The sequence below is a fragment of the Streptomyces capillispiralis genome (assembly GCF_007829875.1).
GTDB classification, from domain to species: domain Bacteria; phylum Actinomycetota; class Actinomycetes; order Streptomycetales; family Streptomycetaceae; genus Streptomyces; species Streptomyces capillispiralis.
The window spans coordinates 2,303,274-2,321,889 of sequence record NZ_VIWV01000001.1 but is presented as its reverse complement, the minus strand read 5'-3'; the positions used below and the strand labels follow the sequence as shown (position 1 = coordinate 2,321,889).

The following is an 18,616-nucleotide window of genomic DNA, read 5'->3' as shown; positions in this document are numbered from 1 at the left end:
TCCGGGGGAACGAAGGCAGGGCCGATCGGTCACTGGCACGCTAGGCAGGCGGCGGCGCCGTGCCGGACAGCACGCGGCCCCGGGCCGCCGTTTCTCACTCGAACGGGCGGCACCGGGGCCGGTGTTGATCATCCAGAAGGAAGATCGGGAACCCGGGTGGCCTACAGCTTGGTCCAGGCCTCCGACAGGGTCGCGCGCAGGATCTGCTCGATCTCGTCGAAGGTCTCCTGGTCGGAGATCAGCGGCGGGGCGAGCTGGACGACCGGGTCGCCGCGGTCGTCGGCGCGGCAGTACAGGCCGTTCTCGAAGAGCTTCTTCGACAGGAAGCCGTACAGGACCCGCTCGGTCTCGTCGGCGTCGAAGGACTCCTTGGTGTTCTTGTCCTTGACCAGCTCGATGCCGTAGAAGAAGCCGTTGCCGCGGACGTCGCCGACGATCGGCAGGTCGTGCAGCTTCTCCAGGGTGGCGCGGAAGGCGCCCTCGTTGTCCAGCACGTGCTGGTTGAGGCCCTCGCGCTCGAACAGGTCGAGGTTGGCGACGCCGACCGCGGCGGAGACCGGGTGGCCGCCGAAGGTGTAGCCGTGCAGGAAGGTGTTGTCGCCCTTGTAGAACGGCTCGGCCAGGCGGTCGGAGACGATGCAGGCGCCGATGGGGGAGTAGCCCGAGGTCATGCCCTTGGCGCAGGTGATCATGTCCGGGACGTAGCCGAACTTGTCGCAGGCGAAGGTGGTGCCGAGCCGGCCGAAGGCGCAGATGACCTCGTCGGAGACGAGCAGCACGTCGTACTGGTCGCAGATCTCGCGCACCCGCTGGAAGTAGCCGGGCGGGGGCGGGAAGCAGCCGCCGGCGTTCTGCACCGGCTCCAGGAAGACGGCCGCGACGGTGTCCGGGCCCTCGAAGAGGATCTGCTGCTCGATCTGGTCGGCGGCCCAGCGGCCGAACGCCTCCGGGTCGTCGCCGTGGATCGGCGCCCGGTAGATGTTGGTGTTCGGCACCTTGTGCGCGCCCGGCACCAGCGGCTCGAACGGGGCCTTCAGGGCCGGCAGTCCGGTGATGGACAGGGCGCCCTGCGGGGTGCCGTGGTAGGCCACCGCGCGGGATATGACCTTGTACTTGGTGGGCTTGCCGGTGAGCTTGAAGTACTGCTTGGCAAGCTTCCAGGCGGTCTCGACCGCCTCGCCGCCGCCGGTGGTGAAGAAGACCTTGTTCAGGTCGCCCGGGGCCTCGTGGGCGAGCCGCTCGGCCAGCTCGACGGCCTTGGGGTGGGCGTAGGACCACACCGGGAAGAAGGCCAGCTCCTGCGCCTGCTTGGCGGCGGTCTCCGCGAGTTCCGTACGGCCGTGGCCCGCCTGGACCACGAACAGGCCCGCGAGGCCGTCGAGGTAGCGCTTGCCCTTGTCGTCGTAGATGTGGGTGCCCTCACCGCGGACGATGGTGGGGACGGGGGCGTTCTCGTACGAGGACATGCGGGTGAAGTGCATCCACAGGTGGTCGTACGCGGTCCTGCTGAGGTCCTCGGTGCGGTCGGTGCTCACGATTATCGGGTTCCCCACATGTAGGTCTGCTTCTTGAGCTTGAGGTAGACGAAGCTCTCGGTGGAGCGCACTCCGGGCACGGCCCGGATGCGTTTGTTGATGACCTCGAGAAGGTGGTCGTCGTCCTCGCAGACGATCTCGACCATCAGGTCGAAGGAGCCCGCGGTCATCACCACGTACTCGCATTCGGCCATGGCGGTCAGCGCGTCCGCCACGGACTCCACGTCGCCCTCGACGTTGACGCCGACCATCGCCTGCCGGCGGAAGCCCACGGTGAGCGGGTCCGTGACGGCGACGATCTGCATCACGCCCTGGTCGAGCAGCTTCTGGACGCGCTGGCGCACGGCCGCCTCGGACAGGCCGACGGCCTTGCCGATGGCGGCGTACGGCCGGCGGCCGTCCTCCTGGAGCTGCTCGATGATGGCGAGGGAGACGGCGTCCAACTGGGGACCGCCGCCGTTCTTGGACTCGCGGGAGTCCTTCGGGTCTGCGCTTCGACTGGCCACGGGGTCACTGTGCACGACGTATCGACAGTTTCGCAAGGCTCGATCGATGAAATTCGTTGTCTGTGGCACTCCAGCTTGCGGATTTCGCAGGAGTGGGGCGGGTGGGGGTGTTGAAAACGTCAGTCCTCGGTTTAGGGTGGGTGTCTCAGAGGTTGGACACTCGACATTTCTCGACACCCCAGACACCTCGGACACCCACGAGGAACACCAGGAGGGCCTGCAGTGAGCACCGAGCTGCGTCGTCTGCGCAACTACATCGGCGGGGAGTTCCGGGACGCCGCCGACGGACGGACCACCGAGGTGGTCAACCCCGCGACGGGCGAGGCGTACGCGACCGCTCCGCTGTCCGGGCAGGCGGACGTGGACGCCGCGATGGCCGCCGCCGCCGAGGCGTTCCCCGGCTGGCGCGACACCACCCCCGCCGAGCGGCAGAAGGCGCTGCTGAAGATCGCGGACGCCTTCGAGGAGCGCGCCGAGGAACTCATCGCGGCCGAGGTGGAGAACACGGGCAAGCCCGTCGGGCTCACCCGCACCGAGGAGATCCCGCCGATGGTGGACCAGATCCGCTTCTTCGCGGGCGCGGCGCGGATGCTCGAGGGCCGCTCGGCCGGCGAGTACATGGAGGGCCTGACCTCCATCGTGCGCCGCGAGCCGGTCGGCGTCTGCGCCCAGGTCGCGCCGTGGAACTACCCGATGATGATGGCCGTGTGGAAGTTCGCCCCGGCGATCGCCGCGGGCAACACGGTCGTCCTGAAGCCCTCGGACACCACCCCGGCCTCCACCGTCCTGCTCGCCGAGATCCTCGGCTCGATCCTGCCCAAGGGCGTCTTCAACGTCATCTGCGGCGACCGCGACACCGGCCGCCTGATGGTCGAGCACCCCACCCCGGCGATGGCGTCCATCACCGGTTCGGTGCGCGCCGGCATGTCGGTCGCCGAGTCCGCGTCCAAGGACCTCAAGCGGGTCCACCTGGAGCTGGGCGGCAAGGCGCCGGTCGTGGTCTTCGAGGACACCGACATCGCCAAGGCCGTCGAGGACATCTCGGTGGCGGGCTTCTTCAACGCCGGCCAGGACTGCACGGCCGCCACCCGCGTCCTGGTCCACGAGTCGATCCACGACGAGTTCGTCTCCGCGCTGGCCAAGGCCGCCGCCGAGACCAAGACCGGCATGCCGGACGACGAGGACGTCCTGTTCGGCCCGCTCAACAACCCCAACCAGCTCAAGCAGGTCGAGGGCTTCATCGAGCGGCTGCCCGCGCACGCGCGCGTGGAGGCCGGCGGCAAGCGCGTCGGCGAGCAGGGCTTCTTCTACGCGCCGACCGTCGTCTCCGGCCTCACCCAGGACGACGAGATCATCCAGAAGGAGGTCTTCGGCCCGGTCATCACCGTGCAGCGCTTCACCGACGAGGACCAGGCCGTCGAGTACGCCAACGGCGTCGAGTACGCGCTGGCCTCCTCGGTGTGGACCAAGGACCACTCCCGCGCGATGCGCATGTCCAAGAAGCTCGACTTCGGCTGTGTGTGGATCAACACCCACATCCCGCTGGTCGCGGAGATGCCGCACGGCGGCTTCAAGAAGTCCGGTTACGGCAAGGACCTCTCCGCCTACGGCTTCGACGACTACACGCGCATCAAGCACGTGATGACGTCCCTGGACGCGTAGGCGTCCGAACGTCGGCCCCGGACGGTGACCCACCGTCCGGGGCCGACGTGTTTTCCGCCTCCGGCAGCATTTTTGAACATGTTCAATTCCAGGCGTACGCTGCTGCCATGAGCGACAGAGCCGCCCTGCTCAAGGGCATCCGCGCGTGGTTGGTCCTCTTCGTCGTCTGCCTGGTGCTCAGCGGCGCCACGGCCTTCCCCCTCGTCCACGAACTGCGCTGGGCCGAGGACCTGCTCCGGTCGCTGTCCGCGCCCGAGCACCTTCCCGCCCTCATGGAGTGGATCGAGCGCGTACGCGACGGGCTCGACACGGCCGACGCCACCTACCCCTTCCTCCTCTACGGCACCGACTGGCTCGCCTTCGCCCACCTCGTGATCGCGGTCGCCTTCTACGGCCCCTACCGCGACCCCGTCCGCAACATCTGGGTCATCGAGTTCGGCATGATCGCCTGCGCCGGCATCATCCCGCTCGCCCTCGTCTGCGGCCCGATCCGCGGGATCCCCTTCTGGTGGACCGTCATCGACATGGCGTTCGGGGTGTTCGGCGTGATCCCGCTGTACATCGTCCGCAGGAGGATCAAGCAGTTGGAGGCGCTCACCCCGTACGCCGGGAGCCGCCCCGTTCCAGTGCCGCGGTGAGGTCCTCCAGGTGCCCGGCCACCGGGCCGAGGCTCACCAAACCGCTCCCGGCGGCCTGTTCCCCGGCCGCCGGCAGGAGCTGGGCGCGGGCACGGAGCATCGCCGCCCGGTCGTCCACCGCCACGGCGGCGCGGGCCACCAGACACCACAGGGCCTCGGACATCAGGTCGCGCGGCGGCGACGGGAGGCCGCGCAGCGCCGCGCGGGCCTCGGCCCGCCGGCCCCCGGCGGCCAGGAGGAGCGGGCGCACCCAGGGCTCGTAGGGCCCCCAGCCGGTGTCGCGGCCGTCCGGCGGCGGTGCGCCGTGCCGCACCGCCACGCTCAGCCGGGCCAGGGGCAGCAGGCCGTCCCGCAGGCCGGCCATGCCGGAGCCGTCGAGGAGTTCCGCGGCCCGTTCGTAGGCGGCCAGGGCGGTGGCCGGGGGAGCGGCCCGCGAGGTCCGCAGGGCGCGGTACCAGGTGGTGAACACCCCGACCAGCGGCAGCTCGTGACGGGCCGCCAGGTCGTCCGCCGCCGTCGCGTGCCGGTCGGCTCCCGCGAGATCGCCCAGGGCGCAGCGCGACTGGACGCGGACGAGGTGGCCGAGCACCTCGTACCGGGGCAGGCCGTGGCGTGCCGCCAGGGCCACGGTCTCCGCGCCGATCGCGTCCCGCCGGGCGGCCAGCCCCGTGCGGTGGAACGTCTGCATGAACGTGCCGTTCAGGGCGAACGCGAGGAGCGGGGCGTCGTCGAGCCGGCGGGCGATCTCCTCGGCCTGGCGCGCCGCCTGGAGCGGGCGTGCCGACTCGCCCGCGGCGGGCCGGTCGGTGGGGAGGGTGCCGCGCGACTCCACGGCGATCGTCGCCAGCAGGCGGCAGCGGGCCGCGTCGTGCCCCTCGGGCGGCAGCCGGCGCAGGGTGCGCTCCGCGGCGGCCACCAGCCGGCGGGCCTGTTCCGGGTCGTCGGAGCGGGTCCAGACGGCCGGCACGTCGTAGACGCCGATCACACGTGCCGTCAGTTCCGCGTCACCGAGCTGCTCCGCGGCGGCGACGGCGGCCGCCCGGTGGTGCCGCGCCGCCTCCAGTCCGCCGCCGCCCGTCACGGCCAGGTCGCGCATCAGGCCCGCCGCCGACTCCAGCCGGGTCCCGGCCCGCGACGGCACCGCGCGCTCGTAGGCGGCGGTCGCCCGCTCCCACACCAGCCCGGCCGTCGCATCCGGGCCGGGGTCGGGGTCGAGCCGGGCCGCCTGCCGCAGGATGTCCTCCTCCAGGCGGCGCAGCCGCGGCCCCGGGTCCACGCCCAGGTGCTCCCCGAGCGTGCCGCGCGCCCGCCGCAGCACCGCCAGCGCGTCGGCCTGCCGGCCGGACCGGTACAGCGCCAGCGCGAGCAGCCGCCAGCCCTCCTCCCGCCAGGGGTGCTCGGTGACGTGCGCGTCCAGGTCGGGCACCGCCCGCGCGGCCGCGCCCGACGCGAGGTGGGCCTCGGCCAGCCGCTCCACCGCCAGCAGCCGCAGCTCCGTCAGCCGGGCCCGCTCCGCGCGCAGCCACGGCTCGTCGCCGAAGTCCGCGAAGGCCGGGCCGCGCCACAGGTCCAGCGTCTCGGTGAGCCGCGCCGCCGGCCGGGAGGGGTCCGCCGGCGCGGACACCGCCTGCTCGAAGCGCCACGCGTCGACGTCCTCGGTGGCGGCGCGCAGCGCGTAGCCGGGGCCCTCCGTGACCAGCAGGCGGGGCGGGGTCCGGGGCGGCCGGTCCGGTTCCAGCGCCCGGCGCAGTCCGCCGACGAACGTCCGCACCGTGCCCACGGCGTTGTCCGGCGGCTCCTCCCACAGATCCGCCACCAGCCGCGCCACCGGCACCACCCGGCGGCGCGCGACCACCAGCCGGGCCAGCACCGCGCGGTGCTTCGGCCCGCGCAGCGCCAGCACCTCCCCGGCCTCGTCCCAGGCGGCCACCGCGCCCAGCACTCCGATCGTCACGTGCACGACGCCACCCGTCCCTCCAGTGCGGTCCCGGCGGGTCCGACGCCGCTGTTCATCGGTTGCTGATCCACGCCCCCGAGGGTGGGGACCACCGCCCGCACCCGTACGCCGGGCGCCGCTCCCGAGGAGAAGAGACCCGCCATGACCCATCCCACCATCCCCGGCTTCACCTACCGCCGCGTCCCCGTCGCCCGGGACGTCGCGCTGAACGTCGCCGTCGGCGGCTCCGGCTCCCCGGTCGTCCTGCTGCACGGCTTCCCGCAGACCCACCTGATGTGGCGGCACGTCGCCGCCGACCTGGCCGCCGACCACACCGTCATCTGCCCCGACCTGCGCGGCTACGGCGACAGCGACAAGCCCGCCGAGGCCGGACCGGACACCTACGCCAAGCGGACCATGGCCGCCGACGCCGTCGCGCTGGCCGCCGCCCTGGGCCACGAGCGGTTCGCCCTGGCCGGCCACGACCGGGGCGCCCTCGTCGCCTTCCGGGCCGGGCTGGACCACCCGGCCGCGATCAGCCACCTGGCCTGCCTGGACGTGCTGCCCACCCTGGACATGTGGGAGGCGCTGCACGGCACCTCGGCCACCGTCGGCTTCCACCTCTACCTGATGGCGCAGCCGCCCGGCCTGCCCGAGCGGATGATCGCGGCGAGCGCCGACGCGTTCTTCGGCCACTTCCTGGACGTCTGGGCGAAGGACCCCGCCGCCGTGCCCGCCGAGGTCCGCGCGGCCTACCTCGCGGCCTGCCGGGACGCCGTCGCGTCGATCGTCGCCGACTACCGCGCCTCCGCCGGGGCCGACGTGGAGCACGACCGGGCCGACCGGGCGGCCGGGAACCGGCTCACCATGCCCGTCTCCGTGCTCCAGCAGGACTGGGGGGCCGCCCTCGGCTACGAGGCGGCCGCCCTGTGGGGCGCCTGGGCCACCGACCTGCGCCACTCCACCGTGGACTGCGGGCACTTCATGGCCGAGGAGGCGCCGGGGGACGTCGCCGCGGCCCTGCGGGACCTCATGAAGCGCCGGGCCTCATGAAGTGCCGGGCCTCATAAGGCCGGGCCTCACGAAGCGCCGGGCCTCATGAAGCGCCGGACGGGGTTCCGCCGTCGCGCAGTGCGCACAGGACGTCGATGCGGTTGGTGGTGACCGAGTCGACGCCGAGCGCCAGCAGGCGGCGCATGGAGCGGCGGGTGTCCGGGGTCCAGACCGACAGCAGGTAGCCGTCGCGGTGGACGCGGTCGGCGAGGGCGCGGTCGACCAGCCCGAAGCGGTAGTTGAGCCAGCGGGGGCGGATCGCGTCCAGCAGTCCGGGGCGCGGCGGGGCCAGGGTCGTCCGGGTGAGCGCGATCTCGGCGGACGGGTCCGCCGCGCGGACGGCGAGCATGGCGGGGGCGCCCGCGCAGTAGTGGACGCGGTCCTGGGCGCCCTGCGCGCGCACGGTGTCCACCACCCGGCGCGCGGCCCGGACGTCCGGCTCGCCGGGCAGGTCGATCATCACCCGGCCGCCGTCGGTCGCCGCCAGCGCGTCGGCGAGGGACGGCACCCCGTCGTCCGTCATCCCGCGCACCTCCTCCCAGGACAGCGACCGCACCGGACGGTCGTGCTCCCACAGCCGCTTCAGCGTGTCGTCGTGCAGCAGCACGGGAACGCCGTCCCGGGTGAGGCGTACGTCGATCTCCACCGCGTCCGCGCCCCGGCGGAGCGCGGACCGCAGCGAGGCGATCGTGTTCTCACGGACGCGGTAGGGGTCGCCGCGGTGGGCCACGGCGGTCACGTTCGGCATGGCGGCCCTTCGGGAGTGGTCAGGAGGCGAGCCAGGACGTGGTGTGGGCGTCGATCTCGGCGGCCAGCCGCGCCTTGCCGGCCGCGTCCATGAAGGACGCCTCGACCGCGTTCCGCGCCAGGTCGGCCAGGCCCCGCTCGTCGAGCTCCAGCAGCCGCGCGGCGACCGCGTACTCGTTGTTGAGGTCGGTGCCGAACATCGGCGGGTCGTCGGAGTTGATCGTCACCAGCACCCCGGCCCGGACGAAGTCCTTCAGGGGGTGCTCGTCGAGGGTGGTGACCGCGCGGGTGGCGATGTTGGAGGTGGGGCACACCTCCAGCGGGATGCGCCGCTCGGCCAGGTGCCGGAGCAGCTCGGGGTCCCGGGCGGAGCTGGTGCCGTGCCCGATGCGCTCGGCGCCGAGGTCGTTCAGCGCGTCCCACACCGTCTGCGGGCCGGTGGTCTCGCCGGCGTGCGGCACGGAGTGCAGGCCGGCGGCGATGGCGCGGTCGAAGTACGGCTTGAACTGCGGGCGCGGCACGCCGATCTCCGGGCCGCCGAGGCCGAAGGAGACCAGGCCCTCCGGGCGCAGCCGGTCGTCGGTGGCGAGCCGCAACGTCTCCTCGGCGGACTCCAGCCCGGCCTCGCCGGGAATGTCGAAGCACCAGCGCAGCACGGTCCCGAACTCGGACTCGGCCGCCTTGCGGGCGTCCTCGATCGCGTCCATGAAGGCACGCTCGTCGATCCCGCGTCGGGTGGAGGAGAACGGGGTGACGGTCAGCTCGGCGTACCGCACCTGCTGCCGGGCCAGCTCGCGCCCCACCTCGTACGTCAGCAGCCGGACGTCCTCGGGGGTGCGCACGAGGTCGACGACGGACAGGTACAGCTCGATGAAGTGCGCGAAGTCCGTGAAGGTGAAGTAGTCGGCCAGCGCCTCGGGGTCGGTGGGCACCTTGGAGTCGGGGTGGCGGGCGGCGAGTTCCGCGACGATGCGGGGGGAGGCGGAGCCGACGTGGTGCACATGCAGTTCGGCCTTGGGCAGCCCGGCGATGAAGGCGTGCAGGTCGCGGCCCGTGCCGCCGGCGGCTGCGTCGAGGTGGTCGGTCAAGGTCCCTCCCCGGGAACGGCGTCCGCGGCCGGTGTGCGGCGGGACGCGGGTGATCGGCTGATCGGTGGTTCGGGGATCATCGTAGGCCGGGCGCGCGCGGAGTGCGGACGGGTCGTAGCATGACGGAACGTCCGACGGAGGGGGCCCAGCGCATGTCCGACGACGCACAGACGCCGGAGGCGCGGGAGCACTCCGCGGGCGGTTCGCAGACCGGTGCTCCGCACACCGGTGACGTGTGGCCGGCACCGGCCGACGGCGGTGCGGAGAACGTGGTGCCGCAGGACGGTTCGCTGGTGGACGTGGGGACCGCGGAGACCCCGGATGCCGCGGGCACGCCCGATCCCTGGGCGCCGCCGAGGCACCGCACTCCCGCCGACGGCCGGTCGGCCGGTGGCGGGCGGGCCGTGGACCGCAGCGAGACGCTTGCCGCCGGGGACAACCCGCAGCCGTGGTCCGCGCCGTCCGTGCCGTCCGCGCCCACGAGCCCTTCCGTCCATGACCAGCAGACGGTGACGTCGTTCCCGGCGATGGGTGAGCCCGCCCCCGCCCCGTACACCGCGCAGCCGTGGGCCGGTCCGTCCGTCCCGCAGGCTCCCGCACACTCCTCCGCCCCCACCCCGGCGGTCAATCCCTTCGCACCCCCGGCCGGGGGTGAGCCCGTCCCGCCGCCGCCCGTCGGCCCCGAGGGGCCCGGCCGGATGCCGTACGGCTATCCCGGCGGGTACGGCGGCACGCCCGGGCCCGCGCCCTACGGCTGGTCCGGCATGGCCGCTCCGCCGAGCAACGGAATGGGCGTCACCGGCCTCGTGCTCGGCATCATCTCGGCCGTTGTCTTCTGCATCTGGCCGGTGGCCATCCTGCTGGGCGTGCTGGCCGTGATCTTCGGCGGGATCGGCCGGGGCAAGGCCGCCCGGGGCGAGGCCACGAACGCCGGCCAGGCCCTGGCCGGGATCATCTGCGGAGCGGTGGGCAGCGCGCTGGGGGTCGGCTTCGGCATCCTGATCCTCGTCACCTAGCGCGGCAGACGGGAGCGGGGGCGGAAGCGGGGGCGGTTCCGGCGGCCACGCACTCCACGGCCCCGTGCGCCTGCCCGCCGGGCGAGCGCCAGGTCACGTAGGCCGTCCACCCCTGGCCGCGGGGTCTGCCCATGTCCGGCCGGGACCCGCTCGACATCGTGCTGGAACCGGGCCGGTCCCCGGCCGGTCCCCGGGCCGGTCCCCGGCCGGACGGGGGTCCGAACCTGACCGGAACCGGTCGAAGCCGGGCCGGAACCCGGGCGGGGCGGGGCCCGCCCCTGGGTCAGCCCTCACCCGTCACCGCCGAGCCCCAGCCGCCGCGTCGCCGGCCCGGCGCGGTGTCCGCGTCCTCAGCCGCCGGTCGCGCCGTCGCCCGCCCGCCCCGGTCCGCCCGCCCGGAGCCGTGTCCGTGCCTCCATCAACGCGAAGCCCAGCAGGTTCGGGCCCCGCCACCGCTCCGGGTCCGCCGCCCGCTCGTCGTCCGCCGCGAGGCCGATGCCCCAGACCCGGTCCACGGGGCTCGCCTCCACCAGCACACGCTCGCCCGTGTTCAGCAGAAAGGCTCCCAGGTCCCGGTGTGCCGTGAACTTGTGCACGCTGCCCTCGACGACGATGCCGAACCGCTCCCGGCGCCATACCGCCTCGTCGAAGCCCCGCACCAGCCGCCCCGCCTTCTTCGCCTCCGAGGGGTGCCCGGCGTCCAGCGCCAGCCGCTCCGCCTCCGCGTCCCCGAACAGCCGGGCCTTGGCGGCCATCATCCAGTGCTCCGCGGTCGCGTACTCCACGCCCGCCACCGTGAACGGCGACGGCCACCACTGGCTCAGACAGCTCGCCCCGATCCGGCCGTCGGGCAGCGGCCGGTGCCCCCAGAAGCGCAGGTACTTGACCCGCGCCCCGGCCCGCACCGCCTCGGTCAGCGCCTCCCTGGAACCGATCGCCCCCGTCGTCCCGCCCACCGCCACCCCCGTGATCTCCTCCATGCCCCGAGTCTGACAGCGACCACCGACACTCCGTCCTGCCTTTTCCGTCGCCACTCGACACCTGGTCGACAGATTCCGTCGCGTAACCAAAAGGCAACAACGGAATCCCTTGTTGGAGTGCCTTTGCTCTGTCAGGATCGGCACTCAAATCGAGCCGGAGCCACGCCGCCCCCTCGGCGAACGGAGGAGAGCGACATGCACAACCCGGGCAACGCCACCCCGGAACGATTCCCCGCCGGGGACCACTTCGCGGACGGGGCGCAGTTCATCGCGGGCCGTCCGGCGCGGGGCACCTCGGGACGTACGCACACGGTGGTCGACCCGGCCACCGGCGAGGGCGTCCTCACCTACGACCTCGCCGGCGCCGACGACGTCGACGCGGCCGTCGCCGCCGCGCGGGAGGCGTTCCCGGCGTGGGCCGGGGCCACGCCGGGCGAGCGGTCCGACGCGCTGCACCGGTTCGCCGCCGTCGTCGCGGAGCGCGCGGAGGACTTCGCCCGCGCCGAGTCGTCGCAGTGCGGCAAACCCCTCAAGCTGAGCCGCGAGTTCGACGTGCCGGGCACGGTCGACAACATCGCCTTCTTCGCCGGAGCCGCCCGACACCTCCAGGGCCTGTCGGCCGGCGAGTACTCCGGCGACCACACCTCCTACGTGCGCCGCGAGCCGATCGGGGTGATCGGCTCCATCGCCCCCTGGAACTACCCGCTCCAGATGGCCGCCTGGAAGATCCTCCCGGCGATCGCCGCGGGCAACACCATCGTGCTCAAGCCCGCCGAACTCACCCCCCTCACCTCGCTGCTCTTCGCGCGGGCCGCCACCGACGCCGGTCTCCCGGACGGTGTGGTCAACATCGTCACCGGCACCGGCAGGGAGGCCGGCGAGCACCTGGTCGGCCACCCCGACGTGGCAATGACCTCCTTCACCGGCTCCACCCCCGTCGGCCGGCGCGTCGCCGAGATCGCCACCGCCACCGTCAAGCGCCTCCACCTCGAACTCGGCGGCAAGGCGCCCTTCGTCGTCTTCGACGACGCCGACCTCGACGCCGCCGTCCACGGCGCGGTCGCGGGCGCCCTCATCAACACCGGGCAGGACTGCACGGCCGCCACCCGCGCCTATGTGCAGCGCCCGCTGTACGAGGCGTTCGTCGAGCGGACCGCCGCCCTGATGGAGACCGTCCGGCTCGGCGACCCCTTCGCCCCCGGCACCGACCTCGGCCCGATGGTCTCGCACGCCCAGCGCGACCGGGTGGCCGGCTTCGTCGACCGGGCCCGCGCCTACGCGCGCGTGGTGACCGGCGGCGAGGCCCCGCGGGGGGAGCTGGAGAAGGGCGCCTACTACCGCCCCACCCTCATCGCCGACGCGCCGCAGGACAGCGAGGTCGTGCAGGCCGAGATCTTCGGCCCGGTCCTGGTCGTCCTGCCCTTCGACACCGACGACGAGGGCATCGCGCTCGCCAACGACACCCCGTACGGGCTCGCCGCCTCCGCGTGGAGCCGGGACGTGTACCGCACGGGCCGCGCCACCCGCGAGATCAGGGCCGGCTGCGTGTGGATCAACGACCACATCCCGATCATCAGCGAGATGCCGCACGGCGGCTCCAAGGCGTCCGGCTTCGGCAAGGACATGTCCGCGTACTCGTTCGAGGAGTACACGCAGATCAAGCACGTGATGTACGACAACACCGCGGTGGTGCGCAAGGACTGGCACCGCACCGTCTTCGGGGACCGATAGCAGCCAGGCCGTCCGACCAGCGGCCGACCTCCCGAAAGGGCACCACGCGTATGGAGCAGTACGAGCCCGACCGCCTCTCCGCGGCCCGACTGGCCGCGATACGGCGCAGCTTCCGCGACGGCAGGGCGGCGCTGACCCGCCGCTCCCTGCTGCGCGCCTCCGCGGGCGGGGTGCTCGCGGCCGGCGCGGCCGGTGCGCTGAGCGGCTGCGGCATCCCCGCGGCCGGCACCACCCGGGGCGGCGTCTCGGCCGAGGACCACTCGGAGAAGGAGAAGACCGTCGCCTTCTCCAACTGGACCGAGTACATGGACGTCGACGAGAGCGGGCGGAAGCACCCCACGCTGGACGCGTTCACGCGGCGCACCGGCATCAAGGTCACGTACACCGAGGACATCAACGACAACACCGAGTTCTTCGGCAAGATCAAGCCGCAGCTCGCCGCCGGTCAGGACACCGGCCGTGACATCGTCGTCCTCACCGACTGGCTGGCCGCCCGGCTCATTCGCCTCGGCTGGGTGCAGAAGCTCGACCCGTCCAACCTGCCGAACGCCTTCACCAACCTGTCCGCCCAGTTCCGCAACCCCGACTGGGACCCGGGCCGCGCCTACTCCTACCCCTGGCAGGGCATCTCCACGGTCATCGCCTACAACAAGAAGGCGCTCGACGGCGTCGAGGTGAGGACCCTCTCCGACCTGCTGGACAACGCGAAGCTCAAGGGCCGCGTCGGCCTGCTCACCGAGATGCGCGACACCGTCGGCATGACGCTGCTCGACATGGACAAGGACCCGGCGAGGTTCGCCGCCGACGACTACGACGCGGCCATCGCCCGGCTGCAAAGGGCCGTCGACAAGGGGCAGATCCGCCGCTTCACCGGCAACGACTACACCGCCGACCTCACCAAGGGCGACTTCGCCGCGTGTCTCGCCTGGGCCGGTGACGTCGTCCAGCTCAAGGCCGACAACCCGGACATCGAGTTCCTGATCCCGGACAGCGGCTACATGACGTCCACCGACGCCCTGCTCATCCCCAACAAGGCCCGGCACAAGACGAACGCCGAACGGCTCATCGACTACTACTTCGAGCCGGAGCCGGCCGCCCGGCTCGCCGCCTACATCAACTTCGTCTGCCCGGTCGACGGCGTCAAGGACGAACTGGCGAAGATCGACGAGGACGCGGCGAACAACCCGCTGATCCTCCCCGACCAGGCCATGCAGGCCAAGTCCCGTGCCTTCCGCTCCCTGAGCTCCGAGGAAGAGACGGCATTCGAAGAGAAGTTCGCGAAGCTCACGGGGGCGTGACCAGATGACGACGACCAACGACACCACCGCGTCCGGCAACGGCGGCGACGTCCGCCTCACCGGGATCGGCAAGACGTACGGCTCCTTCACCGCCGTGCACCCGCTCGACCTGACCGTGCCGCAGGGCTCCTTCTTCGCGCTGCTCGGCGCGTCCGGCTGCGGCAAGACCACCACCCTGCGCATGATCGCCGGCCTGGAGGAGCCCACCTCCGGCACCGTCCACCTCGGCGACCAGGACGTCACCGCGCTCCCGCCGTACAAGCGGCCGGTGAACACCGTCTTCCAGTCCTACGCCCTCTTCCCGCACCTCGACATCTTCGAGAACGTCGCCTTCGGTCTGCGCCGGCGTGGCATCAAGTCCGTGAAGAAGCAGGTCGAGGAGATGCTGGAGCTGGTCCAGCTCGGCGAGCAGGCGCGCAAGAAGCCGCACCAGCTCTCCGGCGGCCAGCAGCAGCGCGTCGCGGTGGCCCGCGCGCTCATCAACCACCCGAAGGTGCTGCTCCTCGACGAGCCGCTCGGCGCCCTCGACCTGAAGCTGCGCCGCCGGATGCAGCTGGAGCTCAAGCGCATCCAGACCGAGGTCGGCATCACCTTCGTGCACGTCACCCACGACCAGGAGGAGGCCATGACCATGGCCGACACGGTCGCCGTGATGAACGCCGGCCGGGTCGAGCAGCTGGGCTCGCCCGCCGACCTGTACGAGAACCCGCGCACCACCTTCGTCGCCAACTTCCTCGGCACCTCCAACCTCATCGAGGCCGAGGTCGACACCAGGTCCGGGGACGACGTCGTACTGAAGGCGGGCGGCGGCAGGCTCGTCCTGCCCGGGGCCCGCAACAGCGCGGCCGCCACGGCCGGCGGCAGGGTCCTGGTCGGTGTGCGGCCGGAGAAGATCTCCCTCACCCACGCCGACGACGCGGACGCGATACCCGAGGGCCGCAACCGGATCACCGGCCGGATCGCCGACTCCAGTTTCATCGGCGTCTCCACGCAGTTCGTCGTCGACAGCCCGGTCTGCTCCGACGTCGAGGTCTACGTGCAGAACATCGACCGCGACCCCCGGCTGGTGCCCGGCGCGGAGGTCGTCCTGCACTGGAACCCGGCGCACACCTTCGGACTGGACGCGGCCCAGTCCCCGCTTGCCGGGACGGTGGGCTCGGCGGGCGTCGGGACCGTCGGGGAAGAGGCCGCCCGATGACGACGGTCACCGAGGCGCCGCCCCTGGCGCCCGCCCCGCCGGAGCCGAAGGCGCCGCGCAGGAGGGGCCGCTGGACGCCGTACCTGCTCCTGCTGCCCGGACTGCTGTGGCTGCTGGTCTTCTTCGCGCTGCCGGTGATCTACCAGGCCTCCACGTCCGTGCAGACGGGCTCCCTGGAGGAGGGCTACGAGGTCACCTGGCACTTCGCCACCTACTGGGACGCGCTGTCCGAGTACTGGCCGCAGTTCGTCCGCTCGGTGCTCTACGCGGCCTCCGCGACCGTGCTGTGCCTGCTGCTCGGCTACCCGCTGGCGTATCTGATCGCGTTCCGCGCGGGACGCTGGCGCAACCTGATCATGATCCTGGTGATCGCGCCGTTCTTCACCAGCTTCCTGATCCGCACCCTCGCCTGGAAGACGATCCTCGCCGACGGCGGACCCGTGGTCGGCGCCCTGGACGCCCTGCACGTCCTCGACGTCACCGCCTGGCTCGGCTGGACCGCCGGCGACCGGGTGCTCGCCACCCCGCTCGCGGTGGTCTGCGGTCTGACGTACAACTTCCTGCCGTTCATGGTCCTGCCGCTCTACACCTCGCTGGAGCGCATCGACCCCCGGCTGCACGAGGCGGCGAACGACCTGTACGCCAGCCCCTCGACGACCTTCCGCAAGGTCACCTTCCCGCTGTCGATGCCCGGCGTGGTCTCCGGCACGCTGCTCACCTTCATCCCGGCCACCGGCGACTACGTCAACGCGGACCTGCTCGGCTCCACCGACACCCGCATGGTCGGCAACGTCATCCAGTCGCAGTTCCTGCGGATCCTCGACTATCCGACGGCGGCGGCGCTCTCGTTCATCCTGATGGCCGCGATCCTCTTCATGGTCACGTTCTACATCCGCAAGTCGGGAACGGAGGACCTGGTCTAAATGGCCTTCGTCACATGGCTCAAACGCCGTCTCGTCGTCGTCGCGGGACTCCTGACGCTCGCGTACCTCCTCCTGCCGAACGTCGTCGTCACCGTGTTCTCCTTCAACGACCCGAAGGGGCGCTTCAACTACGAGTGGCAGGCATTCTCCACGGAGGCGTGGCGCGACCCCTGCGGGGTCTCCGGGCTCTGCGGATCGCTGACGCTCAGCCTCCGGATCGCCCTGTGGGCGACGCTCGGCGCCACCCTGCTCGGCACGTTGATCGCCTTCGCGCTGGTCCGCTACCGCTTCCGGGCCCGCGGCGCGGTGAACTCGCTGATCTTCCTGCCGATGGCGATGCCCGAGGTGGTCATGGCGGCCTCGCTGCTCACCCTGTTCCTCAACATGGGCGCCCGGCTCGGCTTCTGGACGATCCTGATCGCCCACGTCATGTTCTGCCTCAGCTTCGTCGTGGTCGCCGTCAAGGCACGCGTGATGTCGATGGACCCCCGGCTGGAGCAGGCCGCGCAGGACCTGTACGCCGGTCCCGTCCAGACGTTCCTGCGGGTCACCCTGCCGATCGCGGCGCCGGGCATCGCGGCGGGCGCGTTGCTCGCCTTCGCGCTCTCCTTCGACGACTTCATCATCACCAACTTCAACGCCGGCTCGACCGTCACCTTCCCGATGTTCGTCTGGGGCTCCGCACAGCGCGGAACTCCCGTGCAGATCAACGTCATCGGCACGGCCATGTTCGTCGTCGCCGTCGCGCTGGTGCTGGTCTCCATGGCCGTGGGAAACCGCCGAAACCGGCAGAAGGCATAGCCCACCACACACCGCAGTCCCCCGTAGGGAGTTGAAATCATGGCCCCGAGCGCCATGAGCCGTTGGACGAGATCCCTCTCCGAAGCCCGGCCGGTCGCCTACTGGCTGGACGACCCCGGCAAGCCGGATCCCGAACCCGCCCTCACCGGCGCCGAGACCTGCGACCTGCTGGTGGTCGGCGGCGGCTACAGCGGACTGTGGACCGCGCTGGTCGCCAAGGAACGCGACCCCGCGCGGGACGTGGTGCTGGTGGAGGGCCGAGAGGTGGGCTGGGCCGCCTCCGGCCGCAACGGCGGCTTCTGCGCCGCCTCCCTCACCCACGGACTGCCCAACGGGCTCGCCCGCTGGCCGGACGAGATCCACACCCTCCAGCGGCTGGGCGCCCGCAACCTCGACGCCATCGAGGAGGCGGTCGCCCGCCACTCCCTCGACTGCGACTTCGAACGCACCGGCGAGATCGACGTCGCCACCGAGGCCTACCAGGCCCGGGAACTGCGCGACTGGTACCAGGAGATCGAGCGTGCGGGCCTCGCCGAGGGCGTCGACTTCCTGGACGCCGACGCGGTACGGGAGCAGGTGGACTCCCCGACCTTCCGGGCCGGGCTCTGGGACCGCCGGGGCGTGGCGATGCTCCACCCGGCCAAGCTGGCCTGGGGACTGAAGCGGGCCTGCCGCGCGCTCGGTGTGCGCGTGTACGAGCACACCCCCGCCCTCACCCTCAAGCCGTACGGCACCGGCATGGCCGTGGACACCCCCTACGGACGGATCCGCGCCCGCCAGGTGGCGCTCGGCACCAACGTCTTCCCCAGCCTGGTCAGACGGGTCCGCTCCTACACCGTCCCGGTGTACGACTACGCCCTGATGACCGAGCCGCTCACCGCCGCCCAGCTGGCGTCCGTCGGCTGGCGGAACCGCCAGGGCCTGGGCGACAGCGCCAACCAGTTCCACTACTTCCGGCTCTCCGCCGACCACCGCATCCTGTGGGGCGGCTACGACGCGGTCTACCCGTACGGCGGCCGGGTGCGCGCCGAGTACGACGACCGGCCGGAGACCTACGCCAAGCTCGCCGGGCACTTCTTCACCTGCTTCCCGCAGCTGGAGGGCGTGCGCTTCACGCACGCCTGGGGCGGCGCGATCGACACCTGCTCCCGCTTCTCGGCGTTCTTCGGCACGGCCCACGCGGGCCGGGTGGCGTACGCCGCCGGCTACACCGGGCTGGGCGTCGGCGCCACCCGCTTCGGGGCCGAGGTGATGCTCGACCTGCTGGCGGGGGAGCGGACCGAGCGCACGGAGCTGGAAATGGTGCGCAGGAAGCCGCTGCCCTTCCCGCCGGAGCCGTTCGCCTGGACCGGCATCGCCCTCACCAAGTGGTCGCTGGCCAGGGCGGACGCCCACGGCGGGCGGCGCAACCTGTGGCTGCGGACGATGGACAGGCTGGGCCTGGGCTTCGACAGCTGAGCCGCGCGGGGGCTTGACAACCGAATTGGTCTGGACCAAATTGAGC

16 protein-coding genes are annotated in these 18,616 nt (G+C 72.2%); 10 read left to right on the top strand and 6 right to left on the bottom strand.

Annotation, left to right across the window (positions count from 1 at the left end; genetic code table 11):
• Window positions 1-161: 161 nt before the first annotated feature.
• Both FHX78_RS09335 and FHX78_RS09330 read right to left on the bottom strand, forming a co-directional pair.
• Entirely contained in the window at window positions 162-1,535 is a 1,374-nt protein-coding gene (locus FHX78_RS09335) for an aspartate aminotransferase family protein (protein ID WP_145866990.1), read from the bottom strand.
• Window positions 1,536-1,537: 2 nt separating this feature from the next.
• Window positions 1,538-2,056, bottom strand: a complete 519-nt coding sequence (locus FHX78_RS09330; RefSeq protein WP_145866989.1) for an Lrp/AsnC family transcriptional regulator — start codon at window positions 2,054-2,056, stop codon at window positions 1,538-1,540.
• Window positions 2,057-2,263: 207 nt separating this feature from the next.
• On the opposite strand from FHX78_RS09330, the gene FHX78_RS09325 reads away from it, so the two are divergent.
• Window positions 2,264-3,703, top strand: a complete 1,440-nt coding sequence (locus FHX78_RS09325; RefSeq protein ID WP_145866988.1) for a gamma-aminobutyraldehyde dehydrogenase — start codon at window positions 2,264-2,266, stop codon at window positions 3,701-3,703.
• A gap of 107 nt (window positions 3,704-3,810) precedes the next feature.
• Entirely contained in the window at window positions 3,811-4,341 is a 531-nt protein-coding gene (locus tag FHX78_RS09320; protein WP_145866987.1) for a hypothetical protein, read from the top strand.
• Here the strand turns inward: FHX78_RS09320 and FHX78_RS09315 are convergent.
• Window positions 4,298-6,301, bottom strand: coding sequence for an AfsR/SARP family transcriptional regulator (locus FHX78_RS09315; protein ID WP_145866986.1), 2,004 nt, complete (start codon window positions 6,299-6,301; stop codon window positions 4,298-4,300). The genes FHX78_RS09320 and FHX78_RS09315 overlap by 44 nt on opposite strands.
• A 138-nt stretch (window positions 6,302-6,439) precedes the next feature.
• Here FHX78_RS09315 and FHX78_RS09310 point away from each other — a divergent pair, with 138 nt between their 5' ends.
• Window positions 6,440-7,330, top strand: a complete 891-nt coding sequence (locus FHX78_RS09310; protein ID WP_145866985.1) for an alpha/beta fold hydrolase — start codon at window positions 6,440-6,442, stop codon at window positions 7,328-7,330.
• 43 nt (window positions 7,331-7,373) lie between these two features.
• On the opposite strand, the gene FHX78_RS09305 is transcribed toward FHX78_RS09310, so the two are convergent.
• Window positions 7,374-8,078 (bottom strand): glycerophosphodiester phosphodiesterase, encoded by a 705-nt coding sequence (locus tag FHX78_RS09305; RefSeq protein ID WP_145866984.1) that lies wholly within the window; start codon window positions 8,076-8,078, stop codon window positions 7,374-7,376.
• 19 nt (window positions 8,079-8,097) lie between these two features.
• On the bottom strand, window positions 8,098-9,219 hold the full coding sequence (locus tag FHX78_RS09300) for an adenosine deaminase (RefSeq protein WP_145871804.1): 1,122 nt from the start codon (window positions 9,217-9,219) through the stop codon (window positions 8,098-8,100).
• A 98-nt stretch (window positions 9,220-9,317) separates the two neighbouring features.
• On the opposite strand from FHX78_RS09300, the gene FHX78_RS37380 reads away from it, so the two are divergent.
• Window positions 9,318-10,181, top strand: a complete 864-nt coding sequence (locus FHX78_RS37380) for a DUF4190 domain-containing protein (protein WP_229924181.1) — start codon at window positions 9,318-9,320, stop codon at window positions 10,179-10,181.
• Between the two features lie 350 nt (window positions 10,182-10,531).
• On the opposite strand, the gene FHX78_RS09290 is transcribed toward FHX78_RS37380, so the two are convergent.
• Entirely contained in the window at window positions 10,532-11,161 is a 630-nt protein-coding gene (locus tag FHX78_RS09290) for an NADAR family protein (protein ID WP_145866983.1), read from the bottom strand.
• Between the two features lie 195 nt (window positions 11,162-11,356).
• On the opposite strand from FHX78_RS09290, the gene FHX78_RS09285 reads away from it, so the two are divergent.
• Genes FHX78_RS09285 through FHX78_RS09260 form a run of 6 tightly spaced genes read left to right on the top strand, consistent with a single transcriptional unit; the run spans window position 11,357 to window position 18,570 of the window.
• Window positions 11,357-12,892 (top strand): gamma-aminobutyraldehyde dehydrogenase, encoded by a 1,536-nt coding sequence (locus FHX78_RS09285; RefSeq protein WP_145866982.1) that lies wholly within the window; start codon window positions 11,357-11,359, stop codon window positions 12,890-12,892.
• 50 nt (window positions 12,893-12,942) lie between these two features.
• Window positions 12,943-14,190: a polyamine ABC transporter substrate-binding protein gene (locus FHX78_RS09280; RefSeq protein ID WP_145866981.1), complete on the top strand. Its 1,248-nt coding sequence runs from the start codon at window positions 12,943-12,945 to the stop codon at window positions 14,188-14,190.
• 4 nt (window positions 14,191-14,194) lie between these two features.
• Window positions 14,195-15,388: an ABC transporter ATP-binding protein gene (locus FHX78_RS09275; protein WP_145866980.1), complete on the top strand. Its 1,194-nt coding sequence runs from the start codon at window positions 14,195-14,197 to the stop codon at window positions 15,386-15,388.
• The gene (locus tag FHX78_RS09270; protein WP_145866979.1) at window positions 15,385-16,311 is read left to right on the top strand and encodes an ABC transporter permease; all 927 of its coding nucleotides are present in this window, start codon (window positions 15,385-15,387) and stop codon (window positions 16,309-16,311) included. Before FHX78_RS09275 ends, FHX78_RS09270 begins: the two co-directional genes overlap by 4 nt.
• Window positions 16,312-17,112, top strand: coding sequence for an ABC transporter permease (locus FHX78_RS09265; RefSeq protein WP_145866978.1), 801 nt, complete (start codon window positions 16,312-16,314; stop codon window positions 17,110-17,112).
• 39 nt (window positions 17,113-17,151) lie between these two features.
• Window positions 17,152-18,570: an NAD(P)/FAD-dependent oxidoreductase gene (locus FHX78_RS09260; RefSeq protein ID WP_145866977.1), complete on the top strand. Its 1,419-nt coding sequence runs from the start codon at window positions 17,152-17,154 to the stop codon at window positions 18,568-18,570.
• Window positions 18,571-18,616 lie beyond the last annotated feature (46 nt).